This window comes from Pantoea sp. USMM079, from assembly GCF_037153115.1.
Lineage (GTDB): Bacteria > Pseudomonadota > Gammaproteobacteria > Enterobacterales > Enterobacteriaceae > Pantoea > Pantoea communis.
In genome coordinates, this window is the sequence record NZ_JBBCKX010000005.1 from 217,634 (window position 1) to 235,789 (window position 18,156).

14 protein-coding genes are annotated in these 18,156 nt (G+C 54.0%); 8 read left to right on the top strand and 6 right to left on the bottom strand.

Annotated features, from left to right (window positions below; all coding sequences use genetic code 11):
* Window positions 1-121: 121 nt before the first annotated feature.
* From nuoM to WFP70_RS10725, 3 genes are all read left to right on the top strand, one after another.
* On the top strand, window positions 122-1,642 hold the full coding sequence (nuoM, locus tag WFP70_RS10715; protein ID WP_034825053.1) for an NADH-quinone oxidoreductase subunit M: 1,521 nt from the start codon (window positions 122-124) through the stop codon (window positions 1,640-1,642).
* 6 nt (window positions 1,643-1,648) lie between these two features.
* Window positions 1,649-3,112 (top strand): NADH-quinone oxidoreductase subunit NuoN, encoded by a 1,464-nt coding sequence (nuoN, locus tag WFP70_RS10720; protein WP_034825051.1) that lies wholly within the window; start codon window positions 1,649-1,651, stop codon window positions 3,110-3,112.
* 166 nt (window positions 3,113-3,278) lie between these two features.
* Entirely contained in the window at window positions 3,279-3,731 is a 453-nt protein-coding gene (locus WFP70_RS10725; RefSeq protein ID WP_097116582.1) for a GNAT family N-acetyltransferase, read from the top strand.
* 147 nt (window positions 3,732-3,878) lie between these two features.
* Here WFP70_RS10725 and WFP70_RS10730 read toward each other — a convergent pair whose 3' ends face one another.
* Window positions 3,879-5,537 carry a glucan biosynthesis protein D gene (locus WFP70_RS10730; RefSeq protein WP_045813641.1) on the bottom strand — a complete coding sequence of 553 codons (1,659 nt, stop codon included), beginning with the start codon at window positions 5,535-5,537 and terminating at the stop codon, window positions 3,879-3,881.
* A 291-nt stretch (window positions 5,538-5,828) separates the two neighbouring features.
* Between WFP70_RS10730 and elaB the strand changes: the two genes are divergently transcribed.
* Together elaB and WFP70_RS10740 are read left to right on the top strand one after the other, a co-directional pair.
* On the top strand, window positions 5,829-6,137 hold the full coding sequence (elaB, locus tag WFP70_RS10735; RefSeq protein WP_034825045.1) for a stress response protein ElaB: 309 nt from the start codon (window positions 5,829-5,831) through the stop codon (window positions 6,135-6,137).
* A gap of 152 nt (window positions 6,138-6,289) precedes the next feature.
* A complete protein-coding gene (locus WFP70_RS10740; protein WP_337023299.1) occupies window positions 6,290-7,486 on the top strand; it encodes a nicotinamide mononucleotide deamidase-related protein YfaY in 1,197 nt (398 codons plus the stop codon).
* Window positions 7,487-7,545: 59 nt separating this feature from the next.
* On the opposite strand, the gene yfaE is transcribed toward WFP70_RS10740, so the two are convergent.
* The 5 genes from yfaE to lsrR form a co-directional block, all read right to left on the bottom strand.
* Complete coding sequence (gene yfaE, locus WFP70_RS10745) at window positions 7,546-7,806, bottom strand: class I ribonucleotide reductase maintenance protein YfaE (RefSeq protein ID WP_058961303.1); 261 nt, start codon at window positions 7,804-7,806, stop codon at window positions 7,546-7,548.
* Between the two features lie 2 nt (window positions 7,807-7,808).
* Window positions 7,809-8,939, bottom strand: coding sequence for a class Ia ribonucleoside-diphosphate reductase subunit beta (nrdB, locus tag WFP70_RS10750; RefSeq protein ID WP_034825039.1), 1,131 nt, complete (start codon window positions 8,937-8,939; stop codon window positions 7,809-7,811).
* 65 nt (window positions 8,940-9,004) lie between these two features.
* Window positions 9,005-11,290 carry a class 1a ribonucleoside-diphosphate reductase subunit alpha gene (nrdA, locus tag WFP70_RS10755; protein ID WP_337023298.1) on the bottom strand — a complete coding sequence of 762 codons (2,286 nt, stop codon included), beginning with the start codon at window positions 11,288-11,290 and terminating at the stop codon, window positions 9,005-9,007.
* A 465-nt stretch (window positions 11,291-11,755) separates the two neighbouring features.
* Window positions 11,756-13,333, bottom strand: coding sequence for an autoinducer-2 kinase (gene lsrK / locus WFP70_RS10760; RefSeq protein ID WP_034825035.1), 1,578 nt, complete (start codon window positions 13,331-13,333; stop codon window positions 11,756-11,758).
* Window positions 13,334-13,389: 56 nt separating this feature from the next.
* Window positions 13,390-14,358 carry a transcriptional regulator LsrR gene (gene lsrR / locus WFP70_RS10765; RefSeq protein WP_337023297.1) on the bottom strand — a complete coding sequence of 323 codons (969 nt, stop codon included), beginning with the start codon at window positions 14,356-14,358 and terminating at the stop codon, window positions 13,390-13,392.
* Window positions 14,359-14,589: 231 nt separating this feature from the next.
* Between lsrR and lsrA the strand changes: the two genes are divergently transcribed.
* From lsrA to lsrD, 3 genes are read left to right on the top strand one after another with little or no spacing between them, the layout of a single operon-like run.
* A complete protein-coding gene (lsrA, locus tag WFP70_RS10770; RefSeq protein ID WP_337023296.1) occupies window positions 14,590-16,113 on the top strand; it encodes an autoinducer 2 ABC transporter ATP-binding protein LsrA in 1,524 nt (507 codons plus the stop codon).
* Window positions 16,107-17,141: an autoinducer 2 ABC transporter permease LsrC gene (lsrC, locus tag WFP70_RS10775; RefSeq protein WP_337023295.1), complete on the top strand. Its 1,035-nt coding sequence runs from the start codon at window positions 16,107-16,109 to the stop codon at window positions 17,139-17,141. Before lsrA ends, lsrC begins: the two co-directional genes overlap by 7 nt.
* The gene (lsrD, locus tag WFP70_RS10780) at window positions 17,138-18,154 is read left to right on the top strand and encodes an autoinducer 2 ABC transporter permease LsrD (protein WP_337023294.1); all 1,017 of its coding nucleotides are present in this window, start codon (window positions 17,138-17,140) and stop codon (window positions 18,152-18,154) included. Before lsrC ends, lsrD begins: the two co-directional genes overlap by 4 nt.
* Window positions 18,155-18,156: the final 2 nt, after the last annotated feature.

Sequence of the window (18,156 nt, forward strand, 5' to 3'; positions counted from 1 at the left end):
TCGTTGCCGTCAGTGTGCAGCAACCCAAGCGTATTTTGTACGTGAGGGTGGCGAGCGCTGACGGTGATGAACGTGGCAAGCAAGATAGCTCGAAATCAGGTTGAAAAAAGGGAAGTATGCCGTGCTATTACCTTGGCTAATAATCATACCTTTTGTTGGGGGTCTGCTTTGCTGGTTAGCAGAGCGCCTCGGCGCAAAAGTGCCGCGTTGGATCGCCATGATCACTATGGGGCTGACGCTGGCACTCGGTCTGCAGTTGTGGCTGCAGGGAGGCTATTCACTCACCCAGGCTGCAGGAATGCCGCAGTGGCAGTCGACTTTCTCGGTGCCATGGATTCCACGCTTCGGTATTAACTTCCATCTGGCTATTGACGGTTTGTCGCTGCTGATGGTGGTGCTGACCGGCCTGCTGGGTTTGATGGCGGTGCTCTGTTCCTGGAATGAAATCGAGAAGTATCAGGGCTTTTTCCACCTCAACCTGATGTGGATCCTCGGTGGTGTGATTGGCGTGTTCCTCTCCATCGACATGTTCCTGTTCTTCTTCTTCTGGGAAATGATGCTGGTGCCGATGTACTTCCTCATCGCGCTCTGGGGTCACAAAGCCTCTGACGGTAAAACGCGTATCAGTGCCGCAACCAAATTCTTCATCTATACCCAGGCTTCGGGTCTGGTGATGTTGATTGCGATTTTGGCGCTGGTATTTGTGCACTACAACGCTACGGGCGTCTGGACCTTCAGCTACGAAGAACTGCTGAAAACGCCAATGTCGCACACCGTTGAATATCTGCTGATGCTCGGCTTCTTTATCGCTTTCGCAGTGAAAATGCCAGTGGTGCCCCTGCACGGCTGGTTGCCGGATGCGCACAGTCAGGCACCGACAGCCGGTTCGGTTGACCTCGCAGGAATCTTGCTGAAAACGGCGGCGTATGGTCTGCTGCGTTTCAGCCTGCCACTGTTCCCGAATGCTTCCGCAGAGTTTGCGCCGATTGCTATGTGGCTCGGTGTACTGGGTATCTTCTACGGTGCCTGGATGGCGTTCTCGCAGACGGATATCAAACGTCTGATTGCTTACACCTCCGTTTCGCACATGGGCTTCGTGCTGATTGCTATCTACACTGGCAGCCAGCTGGCGTTCCAGGGCGCGGTGATTCAGATGATTGCTCACGGCCTGTCCGCCGCAGCACTGTTCATCTTGTGTGGGCAGCTTTATGAGCGTCTGCATACCCGTGACCTGCGCCAGATGGGCGGTTTGTGGGGACGTATCAAATGGATTCCAGGCCTGTCGCTGTTCTTCGCGGTGGCCAACCTCGGTATGCCAGGCACCGGTAACTTTGTCGGCGAATTTATGATTCTGACCGGCAGTTTCCAGGTGGTGCCGGTGATTATCGTGATTGCCACCTTTGGTCTGGTGTTTGCCTCGGTGTATTCGCTGGTGATGATGCAGCGCGCTTACTACGGCGAAGCGAAATCGAAAGCTCCGCTGCCGGGCATGTCACCGCGTGAATTCATGACGATCGGCGTGCTGGTGGTGCTGCTGGTTCTGCTGGGTGTTTATCCACAGCCGATCCTTGATACCTCTCACGCTGCGATGAGCAATATTCAGCAGTGGTTTACCGCTTCAATTTCAACTACAAGGCCGTAATTCGCCATGACAATAACTCCTCAACATCTGATTGCGTTACTGCCGCTGTTGATCGTCGGATTGACGGTGGTGGTGGTGATGCTGTCCATTGCGTGGCGACGCAACCACTTTGTTAATGCCACGCTGACGGTGATTGGCCTGAACGTGGCGCTGTTTTCACTGTGGTTTGTCGGTCATGTCGGTGCCATGGATGTCACGCCGCTGCTGCGCGTTGACGGTTACTCAATGTTCTACACCGCGCTGGTGCTGCTGGCCAGCCTCGCCACCTGCACCTTTGCTTATCCGTGGCTGGCCGGTTTCCCGGACAACAAAGATGAGTTCTATCTGCTGGTGCTGATTGCGGCGCTCGGTGGCATCGTGCTGGCGAGTGCCAACCATCTGGCGGCGCTGTTCATCGGTATTGAACTGCTGTCACTGCCGCTGTTTGGTCTTATCGGTTACGCATTCCGTCAGAAACGTTCGCTGGAAGCGGCACTGAAGTACATGATTCTGTCCGCTGCAGCGTCCTCGTTCCTGATCTTTGGTATCGCGCTGATTTATGCCGATTCTGGCAGCCTGAGCTTTGTGCAACTGGGTAAAAGCCTGAATGACAGCATGATCCAACAGCCGCTGCTGCTGGTCGGTTTGGGCATGATGATTATCGGCCTCGGCTTTAAGCTGTCACTGGTTCCGTTCCACCTGTGGACACCAGACGTTTATCAGGGTGCGCCTGCGCCGGTTTCAACCTTCCTGGCCACCGCCAGCAAAATCGCCATCTTTGGTGTGGTGATGCGCTTGTTCCTGTACGCGCCAGTGACGGACAGCGAAGCCGTGCGCACCGTGCTGGGTGTTATCGCCTTTGTGTCGATTCTGTTCGGTAACCTGATGGCGATTTCGCAGAGCAACATCAAACGTCTGCTCGGTTACTCATCGATCGCGCATCTTGGCTATTTGCTGGTGTCGCTGATTGCGGTGAAAACCCATCAGCTGTCACTGGAAACGGCGGGTGTGTACCTGGCGGGTTACCTGTTCAGCAGCCTCGGCGCGTTCGGTGTGGTCAGCCTGATGTCCAGCCCGTACCGTGGCCCGGATGCGGATACGCTTTACTCTTACCGTGGTCTGTTCTGGCATCGTCCAATTCTGTCAGCGGTCATGACCGTTATGATGCTGTCTCTGGCCGGTATCCCGATGACGCTGGGCTTCATTGGTAAGTTCTATGTCATTGCTTCCGGTGTGAACGCGCATCTGTGGTGGTTAACCGCGGCAGTCGTTGCCGGCAGTGCGATCGGTCTTTACTACTATCTGCGTGTGACGGTGAGCCTGTACCTCAGCCCACCAGAAATGCACACGCGCGATCGTGACACGCCAGCCAACTGGGCGTTCACCGCCGGTGGTGTGGTGGTGCTGATCTCGGCGATTCTGGTGCTGCTGCTGGGTGTCTATCCTCAGCCACTGATTTCGCTGGTGCAGATGGCTCAGCCGCTGATGTAAATGCGCTTTGACCTCAGAAATCAGGCCCAAGGGCCTGATTTTTTTTGCCTGTAATCTGAGAATGCGATCACGACAAGGCAATGCGGCAACCCTGTACGGCTGCTCAATCCCCGCGCGCTGTGATACTCTCAGGAGATCACTTTTTTCGCTCAGACAAGGAAGCATCATGGAAATGCAATGGCTTGATTGCCACCACAGTGAACTGAGTGCACAGCAGTTATATACCGTGCTGGCACTGCGCAATCACGTATTCATTGTGGAGCAAAACTGCCCCTATCAAGACGTAGATGGTCAGGATTTGCGAGCAGAGAATCGCCACATCATGGGCTTCCTTGACGGCAAATTATTGGCCTACGCTCGTGTGCTTACGCCCTCACTGGACAGCGCCCCGGTGATGATTGGTCGCGTGATCGTGTCAGAAGAAGCGCGTGGCCTGAAGTTGGGCTATCGACTGATGGAGAAAGCGCTGGAGAGCTGCGATACCCATTGGCCGCAACGCACTATTTATTTATCGGCGCAGGCCCATCTGGAAGGGTTTTACGGTCGTCTTGGCTTCAAAGCGGTGGGGGACGTTTACATGGAAGATAACATTCCACACATCGGTATGCAGAAAGCGTAATGGCGAGGAATACTCCTCGCCATTTATACCCGTCATACTTCAAATTTCCGGTGAGTTGGCTGCCTGGCTCACCCGAATCACTGACTTGAGTCAGCTCATCGGGCTCTTGTTTGCTGCCTTCCTGAAATTCGAACTTTTTAGGGGATATCAGCCCGGCGTCATCTGTCGGTCATCGGTGTATTTACGCTGATCCGGCGGCGGTGGGAAGTACTGATACAGCCAGGTTTCACTTAAGGTCTCATCTTTGGTGCGCAGGAACAGGCGCATATCCACCGGCTTAGTGGAGTCACTGTTCGGGTACCAGTCAAACAGAATACGGTAACCGTTAAGCGGCTCCACATACAGAATCTCAACCTGCTTGATGGTACCCGCATTCACGGTGATCACCGGCTCAATACCTTTAGGCGCTGCGGCTTTCAGGTCGCCACCGACAAAATCAATCGCAAAGCGACGGCACCACTGATCAGGGAAGTGTTCGCCTGGCGCCCAACCTTCTGGGAAGCCACCAATACCGGTACGTGTGGCATCCACGCGCGCCAGCCCGCTGCGCACTGGCGGCAGTTGGCTCCAGTACAGTTTGTACTGGAAGTTAAATTCGCTGCCCGCTTTGACCGGCTCGGTTGGCTGCCAGAAACACACCACGTTATCCAGTGTTTCACCAGTGGTCGGGATCTCCATCAGATTGATGGCGCCTTTACCCCATTTGCCAATTGGTTCGACCCACAGGCTAGGACGTTTGTCATACCAGCCAATCACATCCTGATAATCTTTGAAGTCATGATTGAGCTGCAACAGGCCGAAACCACGTGGGTTTTCATCTTCATAGGCATTGAACTGCAAGCGCTGCGGGTTGTTCAGCGGGCGCGCAATCCACTCGCCTTTACCGGTCCACATTGCCAGACGATCGGAGTCATGGATTTGTGGATGATAGGTATTACACATGCGACGCTCGTTGGTGCCGCAGCTAAACATACTGGTCATCGGCGAGATGCCGAGCTGACGAATGTCGTTACGAGCAAACAGGTGGTTTTCCACCTCCATCACCACGCGTTTCTCTTCGCAGTGGATAGTGAACTTGTACGCACCGGTGACGCTGGCGCCGTCCAGCAGCGCATAAACCACAAAGGTGGTATCGTCGGCTTTCGGTGTTTCAAACCAGAAGGCGGTAAAGTCCGGAAACTCTTCGTGGCCGTTGCTAAAGGTATTTACCGCCACACCGCGCGCTGACAAGCCGTACTGGAAGGTTTCATCAACCGCACGGAAGTAGCTCGCGCCGAGGAACGAGACGATATCGCGACGCGCCAGTTCTGGTTTTTTAAACGCGCGGAAACCGGCGAAGCCTAAATCGGTTTTGCCGACCAACTGCTGGGTATCGACGTTAGCGTTGTGATAGTTAAACAGTTCGGGGCGGAAGTGGATTTCGCGCGCTTCACGGCTATCGGCATCCACGGAGAACATGCGGATACGACGTTTAAAGCCCATCCCCACGTGGAAGAACTGCACATCTAATTCGCGATCGGGAATGTTGTTCCACAGCGAATGGTTGGCATCGTACTGAATTTCGTTGTAAGCCTGCGGTGTCAGATTGGCCAGGGTGTCAGGAAGCGGGCCGGGTGCGCCGCCCCAGGGCTGTTTCGCCAGCGCGGATGCTTTCTTTTTCAGTGAGTCGAAATCGAAGCGCACTGCGGTGCCGTCGGCGATGCCATCATCGGCCCAGGCGGACTGCGCAAACAGCGAGGAGAGCCCGGTCATGCCGCTTGCGGCAGAGAGGGCCATGGACGCTTTCATAAATTTTCTACGATTCATGCCGGAAATCTAATCCTTAGCTGCTCTGGTGTGTTGTGACTGTCGTAAGACGCATTGCGTCTGGCTACAAGGGGATACGACAGTCGCGAAATTAAAAAATTCAGTCTGACGAAAATTTATCAGATTAATCAAATAAGCGAAGCAGAATTCACGCGGCAACAGCGCGGATTACGCAACTTTGCATTGAGTCGAGCAAAAACCAGCGTAATCCGAATCCCTTGCGTGCAGCAAATACCGAATTTATGACTATAGTTAAACGACGATAAGTGACGAGCATGGAGGAAGTATAACGTGTCATCTTCAGATCAATTTGAAACTCGCCTTGATGACGACCTGGCGCTACTGACAGAAACTTTGGAAGAAGTACTGAAATCGTCGGGTGATCCGGCCGATCAAAAGTACATCGAATTGAAACTTAAAGCGGAACAAGCGCTGGAAGACGTGAAGAATCGCGTTAGCCAGGCTTCTGACAGCTATTATTACCGTGCCAAAAAAGCGGCCTACCGTGCCGACGATTATGTGCATGAAAAACCGTGGCAGGGGATCGGCATTGGCGCCGCCGCTGGCCTGTTTGTCGGTTTACTGTTGGCCCGCCGCTAAATTGTCGGGGCGTAACGCCGGTTACGCCCGATTCCTCTTTTTTACCGCGTTATCCCTCTCATTTGTCTCGAATCCTTGTTTCGCATCAACGGCGATTGTGTTTCGCGTGCGCGCTTTCTACAGTAAAGCGACAGGGATAAGGAGAAAGTAACGTGATACGTGTTGAAATGCTCTCAACGGGCGATGAAGTGTTGCATGGGCAGATTGTCGATACGAATGCCGCATGGCTGGCGGATGTGCTGTTCCAGCACGGTTTGCCTATGACCAGCCGCAGTACCGTTGGCGATGCGATGTCCTCGCTGGTGGAGACGCTGCAGAGTCGCAGCCAGATTGCTGATGTGCTGATTGTGAACGGTGGCCTTGGTCCAACCAGCGACGATCTCAGTGCGCTGGCCGCTGCCACCGCGTGTGGCACCGAATTGGTGATCCAGCAGGAATGGCTGGAGAAGATGGAAGCCTGGTTTGCCAGCCGTGGACGCATCATGGCGCCGAGCAACCGCAAGCAGGCGGAAATTCCGGCGAATGCCGAGCTGATTGATAATCCAGTGGGTACCGCGTGTGGCTTTGCACTTCAGCTCAATCGCTGCTGGATATTCTTCACGCCGGGCGTGCCGTCCGAATTTAAAGTGATGGTCGAGCAGGAGATCATTCCGCGTTTGAAAGCGCGTTTTGATTTACCTGAGCCGCCGCTGTGTTTGCGTCTGACTACCTTTGGTCGCGGCGAGAGTGACATTGCTGCCGAACTGGAGCCGTTACCGTTGCCGGAAGGTGTGGTAATGGGCTATCGCTCATCAATGCCAATCATTGAAATCAAACTCACCGGACCGGCCAGCCAGCGCGTGGCGATGGAGCAGGCGTGGCAGCAGGTTAAGCTGCTGCTGGCGGAATGCACTATCTTCGAAGGCACTGAAGGTTTGCCTGCTTTGTTAGCGCGTGAGTTGCAACAGCGTGGTTTCCGGCTGGCGCTAAGCGAGCAATATACGGCGGGATTGCTCAACTGGCAGCTGGCATCAGCAGGCGTGCCGCTCAGCGCAGCAGAGATTCTGCCTCCTCATGATGAACCGCTGGAATCCCAGGTCGAGCGCACGCGCAATCTGGCAGCACATCACGGCACGGTATTGGCGCTGTCGGTGGGCAATCTGGAAGAGGGCGAAGTAGCGATTGCGCTGCATACGCCGGAAGCCAGCTGGGGCCAGCGCGTGAAGTTCACCCATGGGCGTCACAATGTTGAAACCCGGCAGAAAGTCGTGGCGATGATGGCGATGAACATGCTGCGCCGCTGGCTGCACGGCAGTGAAGTCAGTACCGGGCATGGCTGGATTGATGTGCTGGAAGCCGTGAAACAGTAACTGCGTGGGCAGACGTTGCCATGAATTTCACCGGGGCGCCATTGATGGCGACCCGGTGTTTAAATCTCGATCTCAATCTCCCCTTTGGCGCGACAGCAGCAGGGCAAAATCTCACCCTTCTGAATAAACGCCAATGGGGTTTCCGCGTAAGCCACTTCGCCTTTTAGCAAGCGCATGCGGCATGAACCGCAGTAGCCTTCACGGCACTGAAACTCTACGCAAACATTGTGCGCTTCCAGTGCCGTCAACAGATTGGGATGATCTTCTGCGCACTCCAGCCGGGAGCCGGAACTGCGCAGAATAACAACAGAACGACTCATGCTTACAGCTGGAAGTCGTTGAAGTCGTCTTCGCCGACTTCGGCATCAATCTGACCCACCAGGTAAGAACTGACTTCCACTTCCTGTGGTGCCACCTGCACGTTATCTGATACCAACCAGGAGTTGATCCATGGAATCGGGTTAGAACGCGTCTGGAACGGCAGATCGAGGCCAACCGCTTGCATGCGGATGTTGGTGATGTACTCAATGTACTGGCACAGAATGTCTTTATTCAGACCGATCATCGAGCCACCGCTGAACAGATAATCTGCCCACTCTTTCTCTTGCTCGGCGGCTTTCTTGAACAGGTCGAAACACTCATCACGGCACTCGGCGGCGATCTCTTTCATTTCAGGATCATCTTCACCGGTGCGCAGCAGGTTCAGCATGTGCTGAGTGCCGGTCAGGTGCAGAGCTTCATCGCGCGCAATCAGTTTGATGATTTTGGCGTTACCTTCCATCAGCTCGCGCTCGGCGAAGGCGAATGAACAGGCGAAGCTGACGTAGAAGCGAATCGCTTCCAGTGCGTTAACGCTCATCAGGCAGATATACAGCTGCTTTTTCAGCGCACGCAGATTCACGGTCACGGTTTTACCCGCCACTTCGTGCGTGCCTTCTCCCAGCAGATGCCAGTAGCTGGTCATCTCGATCAGGTCGTCGTAATACTTCGAGATATCCTGTGCGCGCGCCAGAATCTGCTCGTTAGTGACGATGTCGTCAAACACCAGTGAAGGATCGTTGACGATGTTACGGATGATATGGGTGTAAGAGCGCGAGTGGATGGTCTCAGAGAACGCCCAGGTTTCGATCCAGGTTTCGAGTTCTGGAATCGAAATCAACGGCAGCAGGGCCACGTTAGGGCTGCGACCCTGAATGGAATCCAGCAGCGTCTGGTATTTCAGGTTGCTGATAAAGATGTGTTTTTCGTGATCTGGCAGCGCCTGATAATCGATACGATCGCGTGAGACGTCCACTTCTTCCGGACGCCAGAAGAAGGAGAGCTGTTTTTCGATCAGTTTTTCAAAGATGTCATATTTCTGCTGGTCGAAACGGGCAACGTTCACTGACTGGCCGAAGAACATCGGTTCTAACAGCTGGTCGTTTTTGTTCTGCGAAAATGTGGTGTAAGCCATGGCTAAGTCCAAAAGTGATGAGGGCCGACCATTGCCGGCCCTGACAAGATAGGGCGTCTGACTAATTAAATCTTACAAGCGCCGCTTTCGCAGCCGTCATCCTGAATGGAAGGAGCCAGGTCGTCCTGCGCATCTTCCGCACCATCACGGGTGTTTTGGTAGTACAGGGTTTTCACGCCAAATTTATACGCGGTCAGCAGATCTTTCAGCAGCTGTTTCATTGGCACTTTGCCATTGGCAAAACGGCTTGGATCATAGTTGGTGTTCGACGAAATCGCCTGATCGATAAATTTCTGCATCACACCAACCAACTGTAAGTAACCGTCGTTAGAGGGCATTTCCCACAGCAGTTCGTACTGATCTTTCAGACGCTCATACTCTGGCACCACCTGACGCAGAATACCGTCTTTGGATGCTTTGATGCTGATGTGACCGCGCGGTGGCTCAATACCGTTGGTGGCGTTTGAAATCTGCGAAGAGGTTTCAGACGGCATCAGGGCAGAGAGCGTGGAGTTACGCAGACCGTGCGTAATGATCGACTCACGCAGACCTTCCCAATCCAGGTGCAACGGCTCGCTGCAAACGGCGTCGAGATCCTTTTTATAGGTGTCGATCGGCAGAATGCCCTGTGAGTAGGTGGTCTCTTTGAACCACGTACAGGCACCTTGCTCTTTTGCCAGCTCGTTCGAGGCTTTCAGCAGGTAGTACTGGATCGCTTCAAAGGTTTTATGCGTCAGGTTGTTGGCGCTGCCATCAGAATAACGCACGCCGTTTTTCGCCAGATAATAAGCGTAGTTGATCACGCCAATACCCAGAGTACGACGACCCATTGCGCCGCGTTTTGCCGCCGGGATGGGGTAATCCTGGTAATCCAGCAGTGCATCCAGTGCACGTACCGCGAGGGTCGCCAGCTCTTCCAGATCGTCGAGGCTGTCAATCGCACCAAGGTTAAACGCAGACAGCGTACACAGGGCAATTTCGCCGCTTTCATCATTGACGTCGTTCAGCGGTTTGGTCGGCAGCGCGATTTCCAGGCACAGGTTAGACTGGCGGACGGGCGCGATAGCCGGATCAAACGGGCTGTGGGTGTTGCAGTGATCGACGTTCTGGATGTAGATACGGCCAGTAGAAGCACGTTCCTGCATCATCAGTGAGAACAGTTCAACTGCTTTCACGCGCTGTTTGCGGATGCTGTCGTCTTTCTCGTATTTGGTGTACAGACGCTCGAACTCGTCCTGATCGGCGAAGAACGCATCGTAAAGGCCAGGCACGTCAGACGGGCTGAACAGAGTGATGTCTTCGCCTTTCAGCAGGCGGGTATACATCAGCTTGTTGATCTGTACGCCGTAATCCATGTGGCGCACGCGGTTGCCTTCAACACCACGGTTGTTTTTCAGCACCAGCAGGCTTTCCACTTCCAGATGCCACATCGGGTAGAACAGGGTGGCTGCACCGCCACGTACGCCGCCTTGTGAGCACGACTTCACTGCCGTCTGGAAATGTTTATAGAACGGGATGCAACCGGTATGGAAGGCTTCGCCGCCACGGATTGGGCTACCCAGCGCACGAATGCGACCAGCGTTGATACCGATACCCGCACGCTGCGACACGTATTTTACGATAGCGCTGGAGGTGGCATTGATGGAATCAAGGCTGTCACCGCATTCGATCAAGACGCAAGAGCTGAACTGACGCGTTGGGGTACGCACGCCAGACATGATTGGCGTCGGCAGTGAGATTTTGAAGGTCGACACGGCATCATAGAAGCGACGCACGTAATCCATACGCGTCTCACGCGGATAACCGGAGAACAGGCATGCGGCAACCAGAATATACAGGAACTGGGCACTCTCGTAGATTTCACCGCTCACACGGTTCTGCGCCAGGTATTTCCCTTCCAGCTGCTTCACCGCAGCGTAAGAGAAGTTCATGTCGCGCCAGTGGTCGATGAAGCCGTCCATCTGCTCGAACTCTTCTACGCTGTAATCTTCCAGCAGGTGACGGTCGTATTTGCCCATCTCAACCATTTTCACGACCTGATCGTACAGCTTCGGCGGCTCAAACTGGCCGTACGCTTTTTTACGCAGGTGGAAGATGGCGAGGCGAGCAGCCAGATACTGGTAATCCGGCGCATCACGGGAGATCAGGTCTGCAGCGGCCTTGATGATGGTCTCATGGATATCAGAAGTACGAATTCCATCGTAGAACTGAATGTGGGAGCGCAACTCAACCTGAGACACGGAGACGTTATTCAGCCCTTCAGCGGCCCAATCCAGTACCCGGTGAATCTTATCGAGATCAATGCGCTCCTGGCGGCCATCGCGTTTAGTAACGAGCAGACTTTGGTTCATGTCGCGTGTTTACCTGTCCATGAAAGAGTGAGTTATCCCCCATCTATTCACAAGGTCTATGCACAAGCCGCTCGTTGTGAGTAAGCCTGTGGATAAACACTATATATAGGGGGTGCGGGAAGTTTGAACAACAATATGGTGAGTATTCTAGTCAGCATTCTGATCATCACAAGAGTTGATTTTCGCGAAAAAATCCGTCCAGGGGGGTAGCGAAATTCCTGGATCCCCATTCCGTAAGGCCTGCCAATGGTGTCAACTGCCAGCGACTTTTTTTTCACTTTTTGATCGAGCGCGTGTTTATTGCTCAAAGGTTCTCATCACGGATATTTCTGAAGTCAAAAAAGCCCTGACAAGGCCGCCAGTAGCGAACTTATCTAAAATTGCTTATGAATTTTTTGTGACCAATCCAGCCTACAAAAATGCGTGGTACGCGTCTAAAAGGAAATTGATCTGGATAGCAGTGAGTTACAAACCTGGTGCTTTCCACATCGAGGTGGTTAACCCACTGTCCACCAGGGTGAGTTGGTCGGCATAGACTTTCTGCCAGTTGGCTTTTTGCTGTTGATAGAGTTGGTGGTGTTCTGCGTTGGGGTGAAATTCGCGCTCCCAGCGTACTAATGCTTGCCCGGTTTCCTGCAAACTGCGGTAAACCCCAGCGGCGACGCCAGCCGCAATCGCGCAGCCCAGGGCGGTGGCTTCTTTCACCTGCGGCACTTTGACCGTCAGCCCCGTGACATCGCTCAAAATCTGGCTCCACAATTTGCCCTTCGCACCGCCTCCGGCAAACACTATCTGTGAGGTTTGGACACCGGAAAAGGCGGCCACCTGATCCAGATTGCAGGCCGAAACAATCGCGGCATTCTCTTCCAGCGCACGGAAGAGCGTCTGTTTATTGCAGCGTTCGGGGTCGATGGAAAGATTAATAAAGGAGGGCGCAGCGTGATACCACTTGTTGAAGTGCATTGCATCTGAGAACACCGGCATCACGCCCCACGAACCTGCGGGGACGCGTGCCGCCATCTCTTCCAGCAGGCTGTAGCAATCCACACCCAGTCGCTCCGCCAGCAGTTTCTCTTCACCGCAAAAGGCATCACGGAACCAGCGCATCGTGAGGCCGGTAAAGAAACTGATCGCTTCCGCCTGTGCCATACCGGGGATCACATGCGGATTCACGCGAATGTTCATTTGAGGATCAATCTGCGGCTGCGGCAAGTTCACGACTTGTTGCCAAAAGGTGCCCCCCAACACAGCGGTTTCACCCGCATTCACTACGCCTAACCCCAGTGTCCCCAACTGCACATCACCGCCGCCCATGCCAACCACTGTGCCTTGCGCCAGCCCACACTGACGAGCGGCTTCGGCTGTCACGGTTCCCAGTTGCGTACCGGTTTCGGCCACCGGAGACAATATATCGCCGCGCAAACCCGCCATCTCCAGCAAATCAGGCCGCCAGTTTCGGGTGCGTAAATCCAGCAGGCCGGTGGTGCCCGCGTTGGAGGGATCCACTGCCAGTTCGCCACTCAGGCATTTTGCCAGCCAGTCGCTGATCATCGACAGCGTTGCCGCCTGACGATAAATATCGGGTCGATGATGCGCCAGCCATAACAGGCGTGGCATTGCCCCAAGTGCCAGGGTTTGCCCTGAGCACTGATAGATTTCACGCTCAAACTCGCCGTGATGAATCTCTTTCAGCTCACTCACCTCGCGGCTGGCACGGGCATCCACGTTGGCGCAGGCCCAAATTGCTTCGCCGGCTTTGTTATAGAGCACGATCCCTTCGCGCATCGAGCAGCAGGCCACGCTGCGAATCGCGCTGGCTGGCAACTGCGACTGTTGCAGCACCTGCTGAATACACTGACAGGCGAGTGACCAATTGTGGCTCAGATCAAACTCCATCGATCCCGGCACATCGGGCAGGGCGAGATGACGCCATTCAGCTTGCGCCACGGCGACCTGCTCACCCTGAAGATTGAAAATCACGGCGCGAATACTGCCAGTACCGGCGTCGAGCGCCATCAAATGCGGGGCGTGTGAATGTGTCATCTCAGTATCTCCAATGGAAAACCTGACTGCCTTTATTCCGCCCCGCCGCGAGGCGATTAGAGCAATGCCAATATTGAGCGGGCCGTTCCTTCTTCTGTTACCAGAGCATTAATACGGCCACCTTCCAGCGCAGCAAGAATGGCCTCTGCTTTATCAGGGCCACCCGCGACCCCCATCACCATAGGAATTGCCGCCAGTTCTTCAGGGCTAACCGCAATCAGCTCTTCATGAATAGGCATGGCCTCCGCTAACCGCCCATCGGGTCGCATGAAATAGCCAAGGATGTCGCCAACTGCGCCTCTACGTGCATACATCAGCTGCTCGCCCTCGCTGATATAACCAGAGCGCAATATAGTGGCTTCCTGCTTCTGACTTAATGCACCGATGCCCACAATGGCCACATCGGCGGCGCAAGCAGCGAGCATGACATCTTTCACACTCCGCTCCTGGCGTAGGATCTGAGCAACGTTGGCGCTGGATGCGCGCAGCGGGGCCGGAATAATACTGATACCGCAGGCTGCATCTAACTGCCCAAGGCCTGTCATATAGGGGCCGACGCCACCCGATAGCGTCACCATGCGAATCTGTTGCGATGAAATAAAGCCACTGAGGTGTTGCAAGGTATTCATACTGGTCTCACCAAATCCAACAGCCAGTAATTGCTGTGGTTGGAGAACCGACATCAGCATCTGAGCAGCACCGACACCCAGTCTCTGACTCAAATTAGGGCTGTCTAACTGTGGCAGTACACGTATCTGCTTTAAGTTAAAGCGCTGCTGCAATGCATGTTCGAGTGTTAAACACCCTTCATAGCGTGAATTGATCTGTACACGAATTACCCCAGACTGACGCCCTTTCTCCAGCAGGCGTGACACTTTGAGGCGCGTTAAACCGAGTCTTTCACCGATTTCGTTTTGCGTCAGGCCGTCGTGATAATAGAACCAGGCAGTGCGCGCAAGGAGTTCTTCTTCGCCCATACCGTTATCCACAATAAGTCCCGTAGCCGGGGTACGATCGCTTTTCATGATGAACACTTTATAAAATTAAAATCAATTGTTCGTTTTGACTTGTTAATTAAATGTGACGTTGGTGGCAGTTATCACATCCTGTCATTATTCAGCATAAGCTTTTGAGAAAGGAAAACACAATCTGTGACCACGCCGTGAGTTTTCTGTGGAGAGCTTAACCAGGATTGTGAACATAATGTTATTTGAAAATCATTTGTTCTTCTGGCGGCAATGGGGCGGGAGAAGGTCATGGGACAATCCAACGTGTTACTTGAAATAACACAGCTCAGTAAGGCGTTCTCCGGTGTAACGGTGCTTAAAAGTATCGATTTTCAGTTATGTAGTGGCGAGATTCATGCCTTACTCGGCGGAAATGGTGCGGGTAAATCAACGTTAATGAAGATCATTGCCGGAATTGAACAGGCCGACAGCGGTTCAGTGTTATTAGCCGGAACACGGCTTTCACTCATGACACCCGCGCAAGCCCATCGATGCGGCATCTATCTCGTACCGCAGGAGCCTTTGCTGTTTCCCAGCTTAACCGTACGCGAAAACATTATGTTCCGACTACCTCATGCGCAGGCTGATATGCGCAAGCTTGAACGCTTGCTCGTGGAGATGGACAGTACCCTACCGCTGAACGCGCTGGCAGGTACGTTGGCGGTCGCCGATCAACAGCAAGTCGAGATATTACGTGGCTTGATGCGTGATGTGCGCGTGTTAATTTTTGATGAACCTACCGCCTCACTCACGCCGATTGAAAGTGAGCGTTTATTTCGTCTGGTGCGTCAGTTGGCACAGCAAGGTGCGGGGATTATCTTCATTTCTCATAAGTTGCCAGAAATTCGCGCGCTGGCTCACCAGGTCAGCGTGATGCGTGATGGCTGCATTGTTCTACAAGGCGCGATAGCGGATTGGGATGATGAGGCCCTGGTGGCGGCCATGATGCCGCAGGAGCCAGCAGCCCGGTTAAGTGCTGAACAGCAACTTTGGTTGCAAGCAGGAGCCACGTTTTCTGACCAGCACAACGAGCAATTAATGCGTGTTCATGAGCTCAGCGGGGAAGGTTTTCGTCACGTTTCTTTTGAAGTCAAAACAGGTGAAATTCTGGGATTGGCGGGGATCGTTGGCGCGGGCCGCACTGAACTGGCGGAAACCTTGTATGGTTTACGCGAAGCCAGCAGCGGTACTGTGCATCTTCAGGATATCCCTCTGTTGCCCCTCTCTACGGCTCGCCGGTTGCAGGCTGGGTTGGTTTATTTGCCCGAAGATCGCCAACGCTCAGGGCTCTATCTGGACGCCCCCTTAACCTGGAATGTCACGGCTTTGACGCTTCCGCAGCGCAGATGGTGGCTACGACCACAGCTTGAGAAAGCTATTCTGACACGTTATCAGCGGGCGCTGGGCATTCGACTGAATGATTCGTCTCAGATAGCGCGAACGCTGTCGGGGGGCAATCAGCAAAAATTGTTATTGGCGAATTGTCTGGAAGCGATGCCAAAGGTGCTGATTGTGGATGAGCCAACACGCGGGGTAGATGTCAGCGCCCGTGCTGATATCTACCAACTGCTTCGCTCCGTTGTTGCACAGCAGGTAGGGTTGGTGATCATCTCTTCGGATTTGGATGAAGTCGCGCTGTTGGCCGATCGTGTCGTGGTGATGCATCAGGGGGAGCTGGTGGGCGAGCTATCCGCATCGGCTGTCAGTGCTGAAAATATCCTGCACATGGCGTGGGGACAGGCCCGGCAAACCTCTGGAGTCAGCCCATGTTGAGATACCTGCAAACTCACCGTGAACTCACCACGCTGCTGGCGATTGTACTGCTGTTCATCATGCCATTCGTGCTGGACCGGCAGAGTCTCAGTTTGCAGTGGGTGGGCATGATTTTTGGCAGCGCGCAGATTGCGATTCTCTTGGCGATGGGCGCCACACTGGTGTTGCTGACGCGCAATATCGATGTCTCTTGCGGATCGACCATGGGGCTGTGTGCCGCCGTGCTCGGTATCTTGCTTAATCAGGGAATGGGATTACCACTTGCCTGCTTATTCACACTTATCACCGGCATGCTCGCGGGCTGCTTTAATGGCGTGTTAGTCACGGGGCTGCGCATTCCGGCCATTGTGGCCACGCTGGGCACGCTGGGGCTTTATCGTGGATTGATGTTGCTGTTAACCGAAGGTAAATGGATTGAGGGATTGCCGGAACAGCTTAAAACGCTGGCCGCACCGCTGGCATTGGGCGTTTCACCGCTGGGCATGCTGATTTTGCTGTTGGTGGTGTTAATGACGTTGCTACTGGCACGAACATCAGCAGGTCGTCACTTTTATGCCACGGGTGACAACTTGCAAGGTGCGCGTCAACTGGGAGTGCCCGTTAATCAGGTACGCATTTTAGCCTTCACTGCAAACGGGGCGCTGGCGGCGTTAGCGGGGATCGTTTTCGCGGCACAAATTGGCTTCGTGCCCAACCAAACGGGCACGGGCATGGAGATGAAAGCGATTGCCGCCTGTGTGCTGGGTGGCGTTAGCTTACTCGGAGGCACCGGGACCTTAATAGGCGCGGTGCTGGGTGCGTGGTTTTTGACGCAAATCGACAGCGTACTGGTGTTGCTGAGATTACCGGCCTGGTGGAATGATTTCATATCAGGGCTGGTGCTATTGGCGGTGTTAGTGATTGATGGGCGGGTACGCAAAGCGTTAACCCAGCGCTTACATCGGCAGAAGTACGCACGTTTTCTCACTGCACCGCCAAGGAAAACACGTTCTTCGTCTTCAGCTCCACGTCAGGGAGCCATCGAATGAAACACGCATTGAATTGGGAAAGTGCTCTGGCCTTGTTACTGGTATTGGAGATTTTACTTTTTGGCTGGGCGAACCCGCACATGCTGAATATTGAAACACTCCTGTTTAGTACCAGTGATTTTATTACCGTGGGCATCGTAGCGTTACCGTTGACTTTGGTCATCGTCAGTGGCGGCATCGATATCTCCTTTGCTTCTGTTACTGGGCTATGCGCTATTGCGCTGGGCGTCATGCTGCAAAGTCAATGGCCGTTACCGCTTGCCTTGCTCTGCACCTTAATTCTGGGCTTCCTGTGCGGCTGCTTTAATGGATTCTTGATCCTTTGGACGGGAGTTAATCCTTTAGTCATCACCTTGGGGACACTGTATTTGTTCGGCGGCGGCGCTTTGCTTTTGTCGGGGCTGGCTGGGGCATCGGGGTTTGAAGGTATTGGTAATTTCCCGGACGCGTTTACCAATTTAGCTAACCTGACACCTTTAGGCATTCCGATGCCACTGCTGTTGTTTGTTCTACTTAGCTTGGTGTTTTGGGGGGTGATGCATCGCACGCGTACAGGGCGGTATATTTTTTTGTTGGGGCAAAACGCGTGTGCAGCGCGCTACGGTGCGTTACCTGTCAATCGGACGCTATTCCTGCTGTATGGCTTAGTTGGGCTGGCATCAGCAATAGCGGCTGTGGTGATGAGTGCCTATTTCGGATCGGCACGTGCTGATTTAGGGACGCCGCTATTAATGCCCGCGATCACTGCGGTGGTGTTAGGCGGGGCCAATATCTACGGCGGGGCGGGTTCGGTTATGGGGACGGCGCTCGCCACGCTGGTCATCGGTTTTTTGCAGCAGGGTTTGCAAATGGTAGGGGTGTCGAGTCAGGTCAGCAATGCGCTTTCTGGCGCACTCTTGATCTTTGCGGTGATTGGACGCTCCTGGAGCCTGAATCCAGGCATTGTGCGCCAAATGTGGCGGCGAATCCGTGTTCGAATGGCACGTCGCCCCGCATCATACCGGGAGTCTTAATC